Origin of the sequence: Rhizobium leguminosarum bv. viciae (assembly GCF_012276115.1) — a bacterium.
GTDB classification, from domain to species: Bacteria; Pseudomonadota; Alphaproteobacteria; order Rhizobiales; family Rhizobiaceae; genus Rhizobium; species Rhizobium leguminosarum_T.
In genome coordinates this window covers 355,093-372,904 of record NZ_WIEU01000003.1, presented here as the reverse complement: position 1 = coordinate 372,904, position 17,812 = coordinate 355,093, and the positions used below count along the sequence as shown (strand labels likewise).

At 61.5% G+C, this 17,812-nt stretch carries 6 protein-coding genes; 4 read left to right on the top strand and 2 right to left on the bottom strand.

Going from position 1 to position 17,812, the window contains the following annotated elements; genetic code table 11:
- Positions 1-447: 447 nt before the first annotated feature.
- Both GFM02_RS07625 and GFM02_RS07620 read left to right on the top strand, forming a co-directional pair.
- On the top strand, positions 448-8,967 hold the full coding sequence (locus tag GFM02_RS07625; RefSeq protein ID WP_168321295.1) for a GH36-type glycosyl hydrolase domain-containing protein: 8,520 nt from the start codon (positions 448-450) through the stop codon (positions 8,965-8,967).
- 100 nt (positions 8,968-9,067) lie between these two features.
- Positions 9,068-10,306, top strand: a complete 1,239-nt coding sequence (locus tag GFM02_RS07620; RefSeq protein WP_168321294.1) for an OpgC family protein — start codon at positions 9,068-9,070, stop codon at positions 10,304-10,306.
- Positions 10,307-10,444: 138 nt separating this feature from the next.
- On the opposite strand, the gene GFM02_RS07615 is transcribed toward GFM02_RS07620, so the two are convergent.
- Both GFM02_RS07615 and GFM02_RS07610 read right to left on the bottom strand, forming a co-directional pair.
- Positions 10,445-10,810, bottom strand: a complete 366-nt coding sequence (locus tag GFM02_RS07615) for a VOC family protein (RefSeq protein ID WP_168321293.1) — start codon at positions 10,808-10,810, stop codon at positions 10,445-10,447.
- A 389-nt stretch (positions 10,811-11,199) separates the two neighbouring features.
- On the bottom strand, positions 11,200-12,963 hold the full coding sequence (locus GFM02_RS07610) for a glucan ABC transporter ATP-binding protein/ permease (protein ID WP_168321292.1): 1,764 nt from the start codon (positions 12,961-12,963) through the stop codon (positions 11,200-11,202).
- Between the two features lie 318 nt (positions 12,964-13,281).
- On the opposite strand from GFM02_RS07610, the gene GFM02_RS07605 reads away from it, so the two are divergent.
- Together GFM02_RS07605 and pyc are read left to right on the top strand one after the other, a co-directional pair.
- On the top strand, positions 13,282-14,037 hold the full coding sequence (locus GFM02_RS07605) for an autoinducer binding domain-containing protein (RefSeq protein WP_168321291.1): 756 nt from the start codon (positions 13,282-13,284) through the stop codon (positions 14,035-14,037).
- A 216-nt stretch (positions 14,038-14,253) separates the two neighbouring features.
- Positions 14,254-17,718: a pyruvate carboxylase gene (gene pyc, locus GFM02_RS07600; protein ID WP_168268699.1), complete on the top strand. Its 3,465-nt coding sequence runs from the start codon at positions 14,254-14,256 to the stop codon at positions 17,716-17,718.
- Positions 17,719-17,812: the final 94 nt, after the last annotated feature.

Here is a 17,812-nt window from a genome sequence, read left to right as displayed (position 1 = left end):
CACCACGGCGGCCTCGATCTCAAGCGCAAGCAGCGTGGGGCGCCAGCCGCCCAAGCCGCCGCCGGCGCATGGTCGGGCAATCATGCGTCTTTCGTTTTTCTGAAATCGAAGAGCTCTTGCATTGCCGGAACCAGGTGCCGGCATTTCGCCATTTCCACCGCTCAGACAAGATCGCCGGGGCGGCGCGCATGCCGCTTGACTTGAATTTTCCCGAGGGTGTCCAAATTTTCGACATGGCTTTCGCAGAGAGGGTATCGATGGTCTTGATCCCGTCGGGTCACGTCCTGAACAGGGCTTAGCCCCTTTGCATTGCTTGGCCCAACTGTCGCTCACCCCGGCTTCATCGATCTTTGAAGAATAGGGCTCCGTTCATGTAGCAGTCATGATAAGCAGTGCAAAAGGCTGAGCAAAACAGCCATAACTTTGTTTGGATCCAGAACCGAACCCATGTCTATTTCTCATCTTTCTCCGAGCCTTCCGCGCGAACCCGAGACGAAGCAGATCGATCACAACGGTTCGATCCGCTCGACCTATCTTTCGAACGAGGACATCAAGGCGATGGGCGATGCGGTCGCCCGCAACGGCGTCGACAAGCTGCCGGCTTTCGCCCCCTTCGATTTCTTCGCTCGGCATAAGGAAAACGAGAAGGAAATCCTGCGCGTCTACCGGACCACGGCGACCGATGTCGAGGCCGGCGATACCATCACGCCGGCGGCAGAATGGCTGCTGGACAATCACTATATCGTCGAAGAGGCGATCCAGGAGGTGCGGCGCGACTTTCCCCGGCGCTTCTATCGCGAATTGCCGACCATGGTCGTCGGCGGCGTCGAGGTGCCGCGCACACTCGTGCTTGCCTGGCTCTATGTCGCCCATACCCACAGCACGATCTCGCAGGAAAGTCTGACGGCGTTGGTCGACGGCTTCCAGGCCAGCGAGACGCTCAGGATCGGCGAACTCTGGGCGTTGCCCTCCCTCGTGCGCTACGTGCTCGTGGAAAATCTTCGCCGCATTTCGAGCCGTGTCGAAGCCAGCCGCCGGCTGCGCCGCCGCGCCAACGAGGCGGCCGACGAATTGGTGCGCCTGACCGACCCGGCCGCGGCAGCCGCCTATCTGAAGACGCTGGAACCGCTTGCCGAGGACAATACCTTCTCGACGCAGTTCCTCTATCGCCTGCGCGACGGCTCGCAGACGTCGAGCCTGGCGATCACCTGGCTCGACGAGCGGCTGGAAGAACTCGGCCGCAACACCGAAGAGGCGACGACGGCCGAACACAGCCGGCTCTCTTCCGGCAACGTGACGATGGGCAACATCATCCGCAGCCTTCGCGAGATCGACGATGCCGAATGGTCCGTCTGGGTCGAGCAAGTCAGCCATGTCGACAAGCTGCTCTGGGAGCATTCGGATTACGGCATCCTCGATTCCGGCTCGCGCAACAAATATCGCAAGCAGATCGAGAAGCTGGCCAAGCGCTCGCCGCTGTCGGAAATGGAAATCGCCCAGCTGGCGCTCGACATGACCGATGCCGCCAAGGCCTCCGGCGAGCCGCAGCCGCATGAACCGAATGTCGGCGGCTTCCTGTCGGGCGCGCAGCGGCCGAAACTCGAAGCGCGGGCGAATTATCGCCCGACGGTCATCCAGCATTTCGTGCGCGCCGTGCGCCGGTTCAACTGGCTGGCGATTGCCGTGCCCGTCATGCTGCTGACGGTCATCGCGATGGCGATCGTCGGTAAGTTCATGGCGAATGCCGGCATGGGTGCTTTCGAAATCGCCCTGTTGCTGATCATGTTCTCAGTGCCGGCATCGGAGGGGGCGACAGGTCTCTTCAACACCTTGCTGTCCTTCTTCGTGACGCCGGCGCGCCTCGTCGGCTACGAGTTCAAGGAAGGCATTCCGGAAGATGCGCGCACGCTGCTCGTCGTGCCCTGCCTGATCTCGAACCGCGACAGTGTCGACGATCACGTGCGCAATCTCGAAGTCCATTATCTCGCCAATCCGCGTGGCGAGATCTATTTCGCGATGCTCAGCGACTGGCCGGACAGCGAGGCCGAGGAAACGCCTGCCGATCTCGAAGTTCTCGATTATGCCAGGCGCGAGATCGCCAATCTCTCCGCCCGTTATGCCTATGACGGCAAGACGCGTTTCTATCTGCTGCATCGCCGCCGCCTCTACAATCCCTCGGAAGGCGTCTGGATGGGTTGGGAGCGCAAGCGCGGCAAGCTGCACGAGCTGAACATGCTTCTGCGCGGCGACCGCGACACGACCTACCTGCCGGGCGCCAATACCGTGCCGGCCAATGTGCAATATGTCATGACGCTCGATGCCGATACGCGCCTGATGCGCGATGCCGTCACCAAGCTCGTCGGCAAGCTCTATCATCCAATCAACCGCCCGGTCATCAATCCGAAAACCGGCCGCGTCGAAAGCGGCTATGGCGTGCTGCAGCCGCGTGTCACCCCGTCGCTGACGACGGGCAAGGACGCGTCGGTCTTCCAGCGCGTCTTTTCGATCAACCGCGGCCTCGATCCGTATGTCTTCACAGTTTCCGACGTCTATCAGGATCTCGCCGGCGAAGGCACCTTCACCGGCAAGGGCCTTTACCATGTCGACGCCTTCGAAGCGTCGCTGAAGGGCCGGATCGACGAGAACTCCGTGCTCAGCCACGATCTTCTCGAAGGTTCGATGGCGCGTTGCGCGCTCGTCACAGATCTCGAACTGGTGGAGGATTTCCCGATCCGCTACGAGGTGGAAACCTCGCGCCAGCATCGCTGGGCGCGTGGCGACTGGCAGCTTCTCCCCTACATGTTCAATCCGAAATACGGCGTCACGGCACTCGGCCGCTGGAAGATGTTCGACAATCTGCGCCGCTCGCTGACGCCGATCGCCTGGTTCTTCGCCTCGGTGCTCGGCTGGTATTTCATGGGGCCGCTCGGCGCGCTCATCTGGCAGATTCTGCTGATCTTCTGCCTCTTCGTCGCGCCGACGCTGTCGCTCATCAACGGCATCATCCCGCGCACCAGCGATATCATCGCCCGCGCTCATCTCTATACGGTCTGGTCCGATATCACCGCCGCCAATGCGCAGGTTGCGCTGCGCATCGTCTTCATCGCCGATTCGGCTTGCATGATGGCGGATGCGATCGGCCGTTCGCTCTACCGCCTGTTCGTCAGCCGCAAGCTGATGCTGCAGTGGCGGACCGCCGCCAGCGTTCAGGCCGGCGGCCAGGGCACGTTGATCTCCTATTACAAGGCGATGTGGCATGCACCGGTGCTGGCACTGCTGGCGCTCGGTTTTGCTGCCCTTCCCGGCGACAACGCCTTCCTCGTCGGCATTCCCTTCGCGCTGCTGTGGATCCTGTCGCCTGTCGTCGCCTGGTATGTCAGCCAGTCGGCGGAGACCGAGGACCGGCTTGAGGTCGCCGATTCCGTGTCGAGCGAACTGCGCAAGATCGCCCGGCGCACCTGGCGTTATTTCGAGACTTTCACGACGGCCGAACAGAATTATCTGCCGCCGGACAATATCCAGGAAACGCCGCATGTGATCGTCGCGGCGCGCACTTCGCCGACCAATATCGGCGTCTATCTGCTTTCCGTCGTTTCCGGCCGGCATTTCGGCTGGTTCTCCTTCGAGGAGACGCTCGAGCGGCTGGAGCAGACGATCGCGACGATCGACAAAATGGAGAAATTCCGCGGTCACCTGTTCAACTGGTACCACACCGATACGCTGCAGACGCTTGGCCCCCGTTACGTCTCGGCTGTCGACAGCGGCAATCTCGCCGGCCATCTGATCGCCATTTCGTCGGCCTGCCGCAACTGGGCCGAGGCGCCGTCCGCTCATATGCAGGGCAATCTCGACGGCGTCGGCGACACGGCCGGCATTCTCGGCGAAGTGCTGGCGGACCTGCCCGACGATCGCAAGACCGTGCGCCCGCTGCGCCGACGCCTGGAGGAGCGCATCGTCGGCTTCCAGAACGCACTCGCCGCCGTCAAGCGCGAGCACGAATTTGCCTCCATCCGCATCATCAACCTCGCCGTTCTCGCGCGCGACATCGAGAAGCTCGCCGCCAATCTCGACCATGAGGTCAAGTCGAAGCAGAGCGAAGAGGTCACCTTGTGGGCGGCATCGCTGGTGAAAGTCTGCGAGGCGCATATTTCCGACAGCACCTTCGATCTTTCCAAGGTCGATGCGCTGAGACCGCGGCTGGTGGCGTTGCGCGACAAGGCGCGCGATCTCGCCTTCTCGATGGATTTCGGCTTCCTGTTCCGGCCGGAGCGGCGTCTGCTGTCGATCGGCTATCGCGTCGAAAGCGGTGAACTCGACCAGGCCTGCTACGACCTTCTCGCCTCGGAATGCCGCCTGACCAGCCTCTTCGGCATCGCCAAGGGCGACCTGCCGACGGAACACTGGTACCGTCTCGGCCGCCAGGTCGTGCCTGTGGGGTCGCGCGGCGCGCTGGTCTCCTGGTCCGGCTCGATGTTCGAATATCTGATGCCGCCGCTCGTCATGCAGGAGCGCGGTGGGGGTATTCTCAACCAGACGAACAATCTGGTCGTCGTCGAGCAGATGAATTATGCCCGCAAGCTCGGTATCCCCTGGGGCATTTCGGAAGCGGCCTTCAATGCCCGCGACCATAATCTCAATTATCAGTACACGAATTTCGGCGTGCCGACGCTCGGCCTGAAGCGCGGTCTCGGCCACAATGCCGTCATCGCGCCTTACGCTTCGCTGCTCGCCGCCCAGTACGACCCGCCGGGGGCGCTCGAAAACCTGCAGAGGCTGCGCAAGGTCGGTGCGCTCGGCAAGTTCGGCTTCCACGACGCCGTCGACTTCACGCCGACGCGCGTGCCGGAAGGCAAGAAATGCGCGGTAGTCTACAATTATTATGCCCACCATCACGGCATGTCGATCGCGGCGGTCGCCAACGTCGCCTTCAACGGCCATCTGCGCGAGCTCTTCCACTCCGATCCCGTCATCGAGGCAGCGGAACTGCTGCTGCAGGAAAAGGCGCCGCGCGACATTCCGGTCATGAGCGGCAAGCATGAATCCGACACGCCGGCCAGCATCCAGGACGATCTCCTGCGGCCGGAGATCAGGAAGATCAGCGATCCGGCTTCGCGCGACCGCGAACTCGTCTTTCTGTCGAACGGCCATTATTCGTTGATGCTGACGGCGACGGGCGCCGGTTATTCCCGCTGGAACGGTCTTGCCGTTTCCCGCTGGAAAGCCGATCCGACCGAAGACCGCTGGGGCAGCTTCATCTTCCTGCGCGATACCGCCACCAACGAATGGTGGTCGGCGACATCAGAGCCGAAGGGTGTCGAAGGCGAAAAGATCAAGGTCGAATTCGCCGACGAGAAGGCGCAGTTCACCAAGATGGTCGGTGACCTCACAAGCGAGGTGGAGTGCATCGTCGCGACCGAGCATGATGCCGAGGCCCGCCGCGTCACGCTGCTCAACATGGGTACGGAAGACCGTTTCATCGAGGTCACCTCCTATCTCGAACCGGTGATCACCTCCGACGATACCGACAATGCGCATCCGGCATTCGCCCGCATGTTCGTCAAGACAGAGATCGGCAAGCGCGGCGACGTCATTCGCGCCGAACGCAACAAGCGCGATCCAAACGAGCCCAATATCAGCATTGCGCACCTGATCGTCGACAATGCCGGGGATACCCGCCATACCGAATTCGAGACCGACCGGCGCAAGTTCATCGGCCGTGGCCGCAGCCTTGCCGATGCGGCGGCCTTCGATCCGGGTGCAACACTTTCCGGTAGCGACGGCTTCATGCTTGATGCCATCATGTCGCTGCGCCGCACCGTCCGCGTACCGGCCGGCAAGAAAGTCAGCGTGATCTTCTGGACTATCGCGGCGCCGAGCCGCGACGAAGTCGACAAGGCGGTCAATCGCTACCGTCATCCCGACGCCTTCACCCACGAGCTCGTCCAGGCCTGGACGCGTACGCAGGTGCAGATGCGCCATGTCGGCGTCACCTCGCAGCAGGCGGCGGCCTTCCAGCACCTCGGACGCTATCTCGTCTATCCCGACATGCAACTGCGCAAGGACGAGGCGACCGTCGAGGCCGGCCTGCAGTCGCAATCGGCGCTCTGGCCGTTGGCGATTTCCGGCGACTTCCCGATCTTCACGCTGCGCATAAACGATGACATGGATCTCGACATCGCCCGCGAGGCGCTGCTGGCGCAGGAATATCTGCGCTCGCGCGGCGTCACCGCCGATCTGGTGATCATGAACGAACGCGCTTCGTCCTATGCGCAAGACATGCAGCATGCGCTCGACGCCATGTGCGAAAACGTGCGCCGCATGGGCCAGGCCGACGGGTTGCGCCAGCATATCTTTGCGGTTCGCAAGGACCTGATGGAGGAAGCCACCTATCATGCGCTGATCGCGGCTTCCCGCGTAACGCTGCATACCAAGAACGGCAAGGTGGTCGATCAGATCAACCGCGCCGTCGCGCTGTTTGCACCCTCCAAGGAGGAGTTGCAGGAGATGGAGCGGGCCGAGCGCAACAAGGCCCCCGTCAAGCGTGTTGCGCCGGTGCCGCCACCTGTCGTGCCCGCCGTCGTCATCGAGGAGGAAGGCGATCTCGACTTCTGGAACGGCATCGGCGGCTTTGCCCGCGACGGACGGGAATATGTCGTTCGGCTGCCAGGAGGTCATGCGACGCCGCAGCCCTGGATCAATGTCATTTCCAACGACAGCTTCGGCTTCCACGTGTCGGCCGAGGGCTCGGGCTTCACCTGGAGCGTCAATTCGCGCGACTATCAGCTGACCTCCTGGTCGAACGATGCCGTGGTCAACCGTTCGGGAGAGGCGTTCTATCTCACCGATCTTGACAGCGGTGCCGTCATGACGCCGTTCGCAGCGCTTTCCTGCAGGCCGGACATTCGTTTCGAAGCCCGCCACGGGCTCGGTTATTCCGTCTTCTCCAGTGTTCAGCACGAGATCGCGCTGGAGCTGACGCAGACGATCGATCGCGAAAAGCCGGTGAAACTGCAGCGCCTGCGCCTGCGCAACACCGGTTCGACCAGCCGCAAACTGCGCCTCTATGGTTATGTTGAATGGATCCTCGGCAGCAATCCGGGACGCACGGTGCCTTTCATCCTGTCGAGCCATGATGAGGAGACGGGCGCGCTGTTTGCCACCAATCCCTACAGCATCGATTTTTCCAACCGCACCGCCTTCTTCGCGGCGAGCGAGACACTTTCGAGTTTTTCGGCAAGCCGACGCGAATTCATCGGCAAGGCGGGGACGATCCAGGCACCGCAGGCCGTCACTTCCGCCGCCGCCCTTTCCGGTGTGACGGAACTCGACGGTGATCCGGCCGCGGCGCTTGCAATCGACATCGAGCTTAACGCCGGCGAGGAGCGCGACTTCACCTTCTTCCTCGGCGATACGCCGACGGAAGAAGAAGCGCGCACTGTTATCGCCGATATCCGCAAGGCTTCGTTCGACGAGACCGTCGAGGCAAACCGCGCCTTCTGGCGGGATTTCACCGGCAGGCTGCAGATATCGACGCCGGATCGCGGGATGAACAATCTCGTCAACACCTGGCTACCGTATCAGAGCCTCGGCTGCCGCATCATGGCCCGTACCGCCTTCTACCAGGCAAGCGGCGCCTTCGGCTTCCGCGACCAGCTGCAGGACACGCTGGCCTTCGTGCTGCACGAACCCTCGCTTGCCCGCCGGCAGATCCTGAATGCCGCTTCGCGGCAATTCCGCGAAGGCGATGTACAGCATTGGTGGCTGCCCGGAACGGGTGCCGGCGTGCGCACGCTGATCTCGGACGACGTCGTCTGGCTCGCTTACGCGATCCATCACTATTGCAGCGTCACCGGCGACAAAGACGTGCTCGACGAGGAGATCGCCTTCCTGGAAGGACCGGCACTGCTCGAAGGCCAGCACGACTCATTCTACAAGCCGGAAATTTCCGAGGATAAGGCGAGCGTCTACGAACACGCGGCGCTGGCGCTCGATCTCGCCATCGCCCGCAAGGGGGCAAACGGCCTGCCGCTGTTCCTCGGCGGAGACTGGAACGACGGCATGAACCGCGTCGGCATCGGCGGGCGCGGTACCAGCGTCTGGCTCGGCTGGTTCCTGGCGGGCGCATTGCGCTCCTTCATTCCCTATGCAGAAGAGCGTGGCGACACGCCCCGCACGGAGCGCTGGTCGGCGCATCTCAGCGAGCTGAAGAAGGCGCTCGAAACCGCGGCCTGGGATGGGGGCTATTATCGCCGCGGCACGTTCGACGACGGTGCACTGCTCGGCTCCAGGGAAAGTCCGGAATGCCGGATCGATTCGATCGCGCAGTCCTGGAGCGTTCTGTCCGGCGAGGGCGATCCGGCCCGCGCCGTCACGGCGATGGATGCGGTGCTCGATCAGTTGGTCGATGAGGATGCCCGCATCATCCGGCTGTTCACGCCGCCTTTCGTCAATTCCGCCAGGGATCCCGGCTATATCAAGGCTTATCCGCCGGGTGTGCGTGAAAATGGCGGGCAATATACCCATGCCGCGACCTGGGTGGTGATGGCGCTGGCGGAGCTGAAGCGGGGCGACGATGCCTTCCGCTGCTTCCAGATCCTCAATCCGATCACCCACGCGCTCGACAAGGCTTCAGCGGAGCAATACCGCGTCGAACCTTATGTCGTGGCGGCGGACGTCTACGGCCATGATCCCTATGCGTCGCGCGGCGGCTGGACCTGGTATACCGGGTCTGCCGGCTGGCTCTACCGCGCCGCCGTCGAGGGCATCCTCGGCATCCGGCTGAGGGACGGCCGGCTCTATGTGCGCCCGTCGCTCCCGTCGGAATGGGACGGTTTTGCGGCAGAGGTGGAGCAAGGCGGCGGCAAATACCGCATTTCGGTCTCAAAAGCGTCCAATGACAGCGGCTACACTCTGTCGATCAACGGCTGCGAAGTCACCGATCCCGAAGAGGGATATCCGCTCGGATAACAGCGTTCTCCACGCTGAAAAACACGGCGATTCGCGATGGCCAAAAGGGAACCCTTTTGGCCATCGTCGCGTTTGCAAATCGGATAATAAGGAGAAACCCATGGCAAGCACGCCGACCGAAGCCATCGTCGCCGGGCGCAATTCCCTATCCGCAGCTGCGCCGGTGCGTGACACCAGGCTCGACGTCTTGCGCGGCGTGGCGCTGATCATGATCTTTATCAATCATGTTCCCGGACAGATCTTCGAATATGTCACGACGAAGAATTTTGGTTTCTCCGATGCCGCCGAAGCCTTCGTGCTGATCTCGGGCATTGCCGTCGGCCTTGCCTACGGGTCCCGCTTTCAGCCGGGCAACCGGCTGACGGTAGCGATCAAGGCGGTAAAACGCGCCTTCACGCTCTATCTCGCCCATATGATCACCACCTTCATGACGCTGGCGCTCTTCATCTGCGGTGCCTGGCTGTTCCATCGGCCGGGGTTGCTGGTCGAAATCAATATCCTGGCGGTTCTGATGAACCTGAAGGAAGGCATTCCGGCGCTGCTCCTGCTCGGCCACCAGATCGGCTACAACAATATCCTGCCGATGTACGGCGCACTGATGCTGATGGTGCCGATCATCCTGCTGTTGAATGCGCGCAGCCCTTGGCTGGCGCTCGGCGTGTCGGCTGCGGTCTGGCTGCTTGCGGGCATCTACCAGGTGGCGCCGCACAACATGCTGATTGAAGACTACTGGTTCCTCAATCCGCTCTCCTGGCAGTTCCTGTTTTCGATCGGCATTGTCTCGATGCTGCATATCAAGCGCGGCGGCACGATCCCGCGCCATCCGCTGCTGCTTGCGGCCGCTGCCGGTTACGTCATGTTGTCCTTCATCTGGGTGACCGGCCATCTCTGGATCTGGGGCAATTCGCTGGCGGCCCTCGGCCTGCCGACTGTTATCACCGGTTTCGACAAGACCTTCCTGTCGCTGCCGCGGCTGCTGCATGTGCTGGCGCTGACCTATCTCGTCATCAGCATCCCGGCGCTGTCACGCATCCTGCGCCGTCCTGCGGACCATCCGTTGACGATCCTCGGCCGTCATTCGCTGAACATCTTCGTCGCCGGCACGATCCTCGCCATGATCGGCCAGGTGGTGCTCTACATCACCAACAAGGATCAGCTGGCCGGTCCGCTCGTCGTGATTGCAGGGATCGCGATACAATTTGCCTATGCCTATTATCTCGAGCGCAAACGCCAGCAGGGCAAGGTCAAGGGGAAACTTGTGGCCGATACCGCCTCTATCCCCGTTCCCGTCCGCATTGGCGGGACGGCGAATGCCTATCGCCAGAACGATCGAAAATAGCGCTCGGACTTTCCCGACATGAAGGAGCCGGTGGCCGATGGCCGCCGGCTCAATTTTTATGGACGAGGATGTTTACCAACTTGCCACTGCATAATTCCTTAAATCGGAATCGATTTAAGGATAAAATTATGCAGCAATTCAAAGTGCTACAGCGTCCTTTGCGCGTCTGAAAAGACGCGCGGCGCTGTAGGGATCGCGCACATAAAAGCGCCTGACGCCCCAAGGCTCGTCGGCCGGGCCGTACTCAATCGGGAAGCCTGAGGCCGACATCGCCGCGAAAGCAGCATCGAGGTCATCGACTTCGATCGAGAGGTCGGGCACCGGCGTTCCGGAGCCGCCTTCGCTGGCAATGCTCAGCTGAACGTTCATCGAGCGCGGGGCGCCGAATGTCGTGATCCAGCCGTGATCCATGATGACGTCAAGACCGAGGATATCCTGATAGAAGCGCCGGGCCAGGGTGATATCCGATGCCTGGATATTGGCGACGATGCGCAGGACCTTCATGGGTTTTCTCCCTATGCTCCGTTGACTGGCGAAGGTTAGGGAAGATCGGCGGGGTGATCAATCCGCCTTGGGAAGCGGAGACGTTGCTGCATGTGATACCCCCCTCTGCCCTGCCGGGCATCTCCCCCACAAGGAGGGAGATTGGCAAGGAGCTTGCTCCCCGTAAGGCAGCAACCGTTCTGGTTGCCGTGCCAAATCGCCTTCAGTTTGGATTCATGTGACGGGTACTTGTTGGTGAAGCCGTCGCGCCCAGCCAATCTCCCCACCTGTGGGGGAGATGCCCGGCAGGGCAGAGGGGGGCGACCACGGCACGCCGCCGCTATACTCCTGGCAAACAAAAAGGCCGGAAGGAGTTAACCTTCCGGCCTTTATCTTGAAACCCGAACCGATCAGGCGGCTTCGGTGGTGTGGGACTTGCGGACCTCTTCGTCCGTCAGGATGCCGCTGGCGCGCAGCAGGGCGGCGAAGCGGCCGTTGCTGTGGCTGAGTTCGTCGAAGCTACCCTGTTCGACGACGCGGCCGTCATCCAGGAAGAGCACCATATCGGCTTCGCGGACCGTCGACAGGCGGTGGGCGATGATGAAGGTGGTGCGATTCTCACGCAGATTGTCGATCGCGGCCTTGACGCGGGCTTCGGTTTCGACGTCGAGCGCCGAGGTCGCCTCGTCGAGCACCAGGATCGGCGCGTCCTTGAGGATGGCGCGGGCGATCGCGATGCGCTGGCGCTCGCCGCCGGAGAGCTTGTTGCCGCGTTCACCGACATGCGTTTCGTAGCGATCCTCACGCGTCTCGATGAAATCGGCAGCGGCGGCGGCTTCGGCCGCACGGCGCATTTCCTCTTCGCTGGCGCCCTCGCGGCCAAGGCGGATATTGTCGCTGATCGAACGGTTCAGTAGGCCCGCATCCTGGAAGACGGTGGCGATGTGGCGACGCAGCGACTTGCGGGTCACCTTGGTGATATCGGTGCCATCGACGAGGATCTTGCCGCCCTGGGCATCGTAGACACGCTGCAGCAGGTTGACGAGCGTCGTCTTGCCAGCGCCGGTCGGGCCGACGATCGCGACCGTCTGGCCTGCCTTCACCGAGAAGGAGACATTGTGCAGGCCCTGTGAGCTGTTGCCGAAGCCGAAGGAGACGTCGCGGAATTCGATCGCACCCTTGACGTCCTTGATCTCGCCGTTGCCGGCAGGCTCTTCACGTTCACGCACCGAGTCTTCAAGCGTATAGAATTCCTCGAGCTTGGAACGGGCCTCGAAAATCTGCGTAGCGAACTGGCGCATCAGGTCGAGACGGCCGATCAACAGGTTGGCAAAGCCGATGAAGGCGATGACGTCACCGACGCGCAGCTGGCCGGCCTGGACGAGCATGGTGCCGATGATCAGGACCACCATCATCGCGATGGTCGACGCCATGCGGTTCAGTGCGCTGGCGATCGCCCACCAGTCGAGCACCGGATACTGGGCTTCGAGCAGACGGTCGGCAAAGGATTTCAGCGCCCTGGTTTCTGCCTCGATGCGGTTATAGCTGTGCAGGACCGAAACGTTGCTGATCGAGTCGCTGACATGCGAGAAGACGGTATGATAATGGTTCTCGACCGAAGCCTGGCCGTCCTTGGTGCGGCTCATGACGACGCGGCCGATCAGCCAGTAGGCGATGGCGAGCACCATGAGCACGGCCGAAAGGCGCAGGTCCATCGACATTGCGGTCGGTATCAGAAGGGCAAGCGCGATGACCGTCGACAGGTGGTTGCGCATGAATTCCAGCCAGAGGCCGAACAGCGTCTCGCAGGCGCGCAGTAATGTGTGCAGCGCGTTGGAGGTGCCACGCTGATGGTGCCAGCCAAGCGGCATGGAAATGATGCGGCCGAAGGCTTCCGTCAACAGCGTCGCCCGCCGGCCATGGGCCAGCCGGTCGGCCTCGCGGGCCACCAGGACGAAGGCAATGGTGTTGAAGACGGCGAAAGTCGCCCACATGAAGAGGATGGGCTTGACCTCACCCTTGCCCGAAATCGCATCGATGATACGACCGAACAGGATCGGCTCCGCGATAGTGATCGTCGCAAGAACAATGTTTGCGACAACGACCAGGGATACGCGCAGCTTGTAGGCGCCAAGATAGCGCAGAGCTCTTGCATAGACCTTGAATAGCGTCACGTCGAACCTCTTGTGCATCTGCGAAAACGGGATGATGCGATGCTACAAAAGGCTACCTGAACGGGCGATTAACGGAGTATCCAGGGTTCGACCGATGTGATGATTGATACGATCGTATTATTGCAGGATGCGACGAGATGGCCGTGGCGCTGAAATTGCCGTTCGGCTATATCTCGCGACAATTTGCGCTTGCATTTTATGAAATGTTTAGCACAGCATTAAATTACAGACTGCATTTATTGAAGACCGTTTCGCGACCAGCTTGACCAGCCGCCGACGGCCTCATGCGGGCATCAGGTCCGGGCAAGGGGCATTTTTGTGAAAATTAATTCGTTAATTCAATTGCTTGTAATTCTGGAAGAATGCTCAAATCCTGAAGCCGTCATCACCGAAATGCAGCAGATCCTCCGGGGTTGCGGCTTCGAATATTACGGGCTGCTGCGCCATGTGCCGCAGAGCCCGGTGCAGCAGAATCCGGAGCCCTGGCCTGCGGCGCTTGCCGGCCGCTGGCCGGAGCAATGGCCGCAGTTATATGCCGCAAAAAAATATGCGCTGATCGATCCGATGGTGCGCTATCTCGCTCATGCGCAGCGGCCCTTCCGCTGGCGGGAGGCGATGGCGGCCTTCCACAAGGACGCACATCAGCGCCGCATGGAGCAGATGATGGTCGATGCTTTCGGGCATGGACTGGAGGATGGCTACACCTTTCCGATCCACGGTCGCAACGGCATTCTCGCCAGCCTTAGTCTCGCCGGCAAGCCGATCGAACTGTCGCCGGTGGAAATCGCATTGCTGGAGGCGGTGGCGCGCAAGGCCTTCTGGCGGTTGCTCGATCTAAAAGGCGAGGCGCAGGCACTGGAAACCGTGCTGCCGGCCGACACGCCGCTGACGCGGCGCGAGATGGAAATCCTGCATTATCTCGCCGAAGGCATGACTTCGATGGAGATCAGCAAGATGCTGAAGATCTCAAACCACACCGTCGACTGGTATATGAACGGCTTGCAAGACAAGCTGAAGGCGAAAAACAGGCAGCAGGCGGTAGCACTTGCCTTCCGTCATGGCCTGATAAGTTAGAGCAATTCCGCTTCTCATCGAAGCGAAACCGCTCTGTTTTTATTTTTTACGCAAGTCCGGACGGAAACCGCTTTCGCACTTTTCCTGGAATTGCTTCAGCATGTCGAAAAATTGCATTTCGCAGTCGCAAGATAAATTGAACTTTCTGTGACAAGAAGTTAAGAATTTTCTTCGCGGGTGCAGCATTCCCGCGTCTGAACGTCTGAGGAGACCGTTTTGCCCATTTCCAAGATTCTCGTTGCCAATCGCTCCGAAATTGCCATTCGCGTGTTCCGCGCGGCCAACGAGCTTGGAATAAAAACCGTGGCGATCTGGGCGGAGGAGGACAAGCTGGCGCTGCACCGCTTCAAGGCGGACGAGAGCTACCAGGTCGGCCGCGGTCCGCATCTATCCAAGGACATGGGCCCGATCGAGAGCTATCTGTCGATCGAGGAGGTGATCCGCGTTGCTAAACTCTCCGGCGCCGATGCCATCCATCCCGGCTATGGCCTGCTGTCGGAAAGCCCCGAATTCGTCGATGCCTGCAACAAGGCCGGTATCATCTTCATCGGCCCGGAGGCCGATACGATGCGCCAGCTCGGCAACAAGGTCGCGGCGCGCAATCTGGCGATCTCGGTCGGCGTTCCCGTGGTGCCGGCCACCGGGCCGTTGCCGGAGGACATGGCCGAAGTGGCGAAGATGGCGGAGGGGATCGGCTATCCCGTCATGCTGAAGGCCTCCTGGGGCGGCGGCGGGCGCGGCATGCGCGCGATCCGCGATCCAAAGGATCTCGCCCGCGAGGTGACGGAAGCCAAGCGCGAGGCGATGGCGGCCTTCGGCAAGGACGAGGTCTATCTGGAAAAGCTCGTCGAGCGCGCCCGTCATGTCGAAAGCCAGGTTCTCGGCGATACGCACGGCAATGTCGTGCATCTCTTCGAGCGTGACTGCTCGATCCAGCGCCGCAACCAGAAGGTCGTCGAGCGCGCGCCGGCGCCCTATCTCTCGGAGGCGCAGCGCCAGGAACTCGCCGCCTATTCGCTGAAGATCGCTGCCGCGACCAATTATATCGGCGCCGGCACCGTCGAATATCTGATGGATGCCGATACCGGTAAATTCTACTTCATCGAAGTCAATCCGCGCATCCAGGTCGAGCATACGGTGACCGAAGTCGTCACCGGCATCGATATCGTCAAGGCGCAGATCCACATTCTCGACGGCTTTGCGATCGGCACGCCGGAATCGGGCGTGCCGCGCCAGGAAGATATCCGTCTCAACGGCCATGCGCTGCAGTGCCGCATCACCACGGAAGATCCGGAGCATAATTTCATTCCGGATTACGGCCGCATCACCGCCTATCGCTCGGCGTCCGGTTTCGGTATCCGCCTGGATGGCGGCACCTCCTATTCGGGTGCGATCATCACCCGCTTTTATGATCCGCTTCTCGTCAAGGTCACGGCATGGGCTCCCAATCCGTCCGAAGCGATCGCCCGTATGGACCGGGCGCTGCGCGAATTCCGCATTCGCGGCGTGGCAACCAACCTGACCTTCCTCGAAGCGATCATCGGCCATCCCAAGTTCCGGGACAACAGTTACACGACGCGCTTCATCGACACGACGCCGGAGCTGTTCCAGCAGGTGAAGCGCCAGGATCGCGCCACGAAGCTGCTGACCTATCTCGCCGACGTCACCGTCAATGGCCATCCCGAGGCCAAGGACAGGCCGAGGCCGCTTGATAACGCTGCCGAGCCGGTGGTTCCCTACGCCAACGGCAATGCGGTCAAGGATGGTACGAAGCAACTCCTCGACACGCTCGGCCCGAAGAAATTCGGCGAATGGATGCGCAACGAAAAGCGTGTGCTTTTGACCGACACGACGATGCGCGACGGCCACCAGTCGCTGCTTGCCACCCGCATGCGCACCTATGACATCGCCCGCATTGCCGACACCTATGCGCATGCGCTGCCGAACCTTTTGTCGCTCGAATGCTGGGGCGGCGCGACTTTTGACGTCTCCATGCGCTTTCTGACCGAGGATCCGTGGGAGCGCCTGGCGCTGATCCGCGAGGGCGCGCCGAACCTTCTGCTGCAGATGCTGTTGCGCGGCGCCAACGGCGTCGGCTACACCAATTATCCCGATAATGTCGTCAAATATTTCGTCCGCCAGGCGGCCAGGGGCGGCATCGATCTCTTCCGCGTCTTCGACTGCCTGAACTGGGTCGAGAACATGCGCGTCTCGATGGATGCCATTGCCGAGGAGAACAAGCTCTGCGAGGCGGCGATCTGCTATACCGGCGACATCCTGAACTCGGCCCGTCCGAAATACGATCTGAAATACTACGCCGACCTTGCGGTCGAGCTCGAGAAGGCGGGCGCGCATATCATCGCGCTCAAGGATATGGCGGGCCTTCTCAAACCTGCGGCTGCGAAGGTTCTGTTCAAGGCGCTGCGCGAGGCGACCAGCCTGCCGATCCATTTCCACACGCATGATACATCGGGTATTGCGGCCGCGACCGTTCTTGCCGCCGTCGATGCCGGCGTCGATGCCGTCGATGCCGCCATGGATGCGCTGTCCGGCAATACCTCGCAACCCTGTCTCGGCTCGATCGTCGAGGCGCTGCGCGGCACGGAACGGGATCCGGGCCTCGATCCGGAATGGATCCGCCGCATCTCCTTCTATTGGGAAGCGGCGCGGAACCAATATGCCGCCTTCGAAAGCGATCTGAGGGGCCCGGCATCCGAAGTCTATCTGCACGAAATGCCTGGTGGTCAGTTCACCAACCTCAAGGAACAGGCCCGCTCGCTCGGGCTCGAGACCCGCTGGCATCAGGTGGCGCAGGCCTATGCCGACGCCAACCAGATGTTCGGCGATATCGTCAAGGTGACGCCGTCTTCCAAGGTCGTCGGTGACATGGCGCTGATGATGGTGTCCCAGGACCTGACGGTTGCCGACGTCGTCAGCCCCGACAAGGAAGTCTCCTTCCCGGAATCGGTGGTCTCGATGCTGAAGGGCGATCTCGGCCAGCCGCCGTCAGGATGGCCTGAAGCGCTGCAGAAGAAGGCGCTGAAGGGCGACAAGCCCTATATCGTGCGCCCCGGCTCGCTGCTCAAGGAGGCTGATCTCGATGCGGAGCGCAAAGTCATCGAGACGAAACTCGAGCGCGAGATCAGCGACTTCGAATTCGCTTCCTACCTGATGTATCCGAAAGTCTTCACCGACTTCGCGCTCGCCTCCGATACCTACGGCCCGGTCTCGGTGCTGCCGACGCCCGCCTATTTCTACGGTCTCAAGGACGGCGAGGAACTGTTTGCCGATATCGAGCGCGGCAAGACGCTCGTCATCGTCAACCAGGCGATGAGCGCCACCGACAGCCAGGGCATGGTGACCATCTTCTTCGAGCTCAACGGCCAGCCGCGCCGCATCAAGGTGCCGGACCGGGCCCATGGAGCGACGGGTGCCGCCGTCCGCCGCAAGGCCGAACCGGGCAATGCCGTTCATGTCGGCGCGCCGATGCCGGGTGTCATCAGCCGTGTCTTCGTCTCGCCCGGCCAGGCCGTCAATGCCGGTGACGTGCTCGTCTCGATCGAGGCGATGAAGATGGAAACGGCGCTGCATGCGGAAAAGGATGGGACGATTTCCGAAGTACTGGTGCGGGCCGGCGACCAGATCGACGCCAAGGACCTGCTCGTCGTCTACGCAGGCTGAAGGGTTGCCATCCTCCGCAAAGGCGTGCATCAGCCGACTTTGCGAGCGGGCTTCATTCACTCGATTGTGTACGATCGGCCTGTCAAAAAGCTGA

Excerpts from the sequence above, each read along its gene's own strand:
- GFM02_RS07625 (WP_168321295.1), top strand. The coding sequence starts at position 448 with ATGTCTATTTCTCATCTTTCTCCGAGCCTTCCGCGCGAACCCGAGACG.
- GFM02_RS07615 (WP_168321293.1), bottom strand. The coding sequence starts at position 10,810 with ATGAAGGTCCTGCGCATCGTCGCCAATATCCAGGCATCGGATATCACC.
- GFM02_RS07620 (WP_168321294.1), top strand. The coding sequence starts at position 9,068 with ATGGCAAGCACGCCGACCGAAGCCATCGTCGCCGGGCGCAATTCCCTA.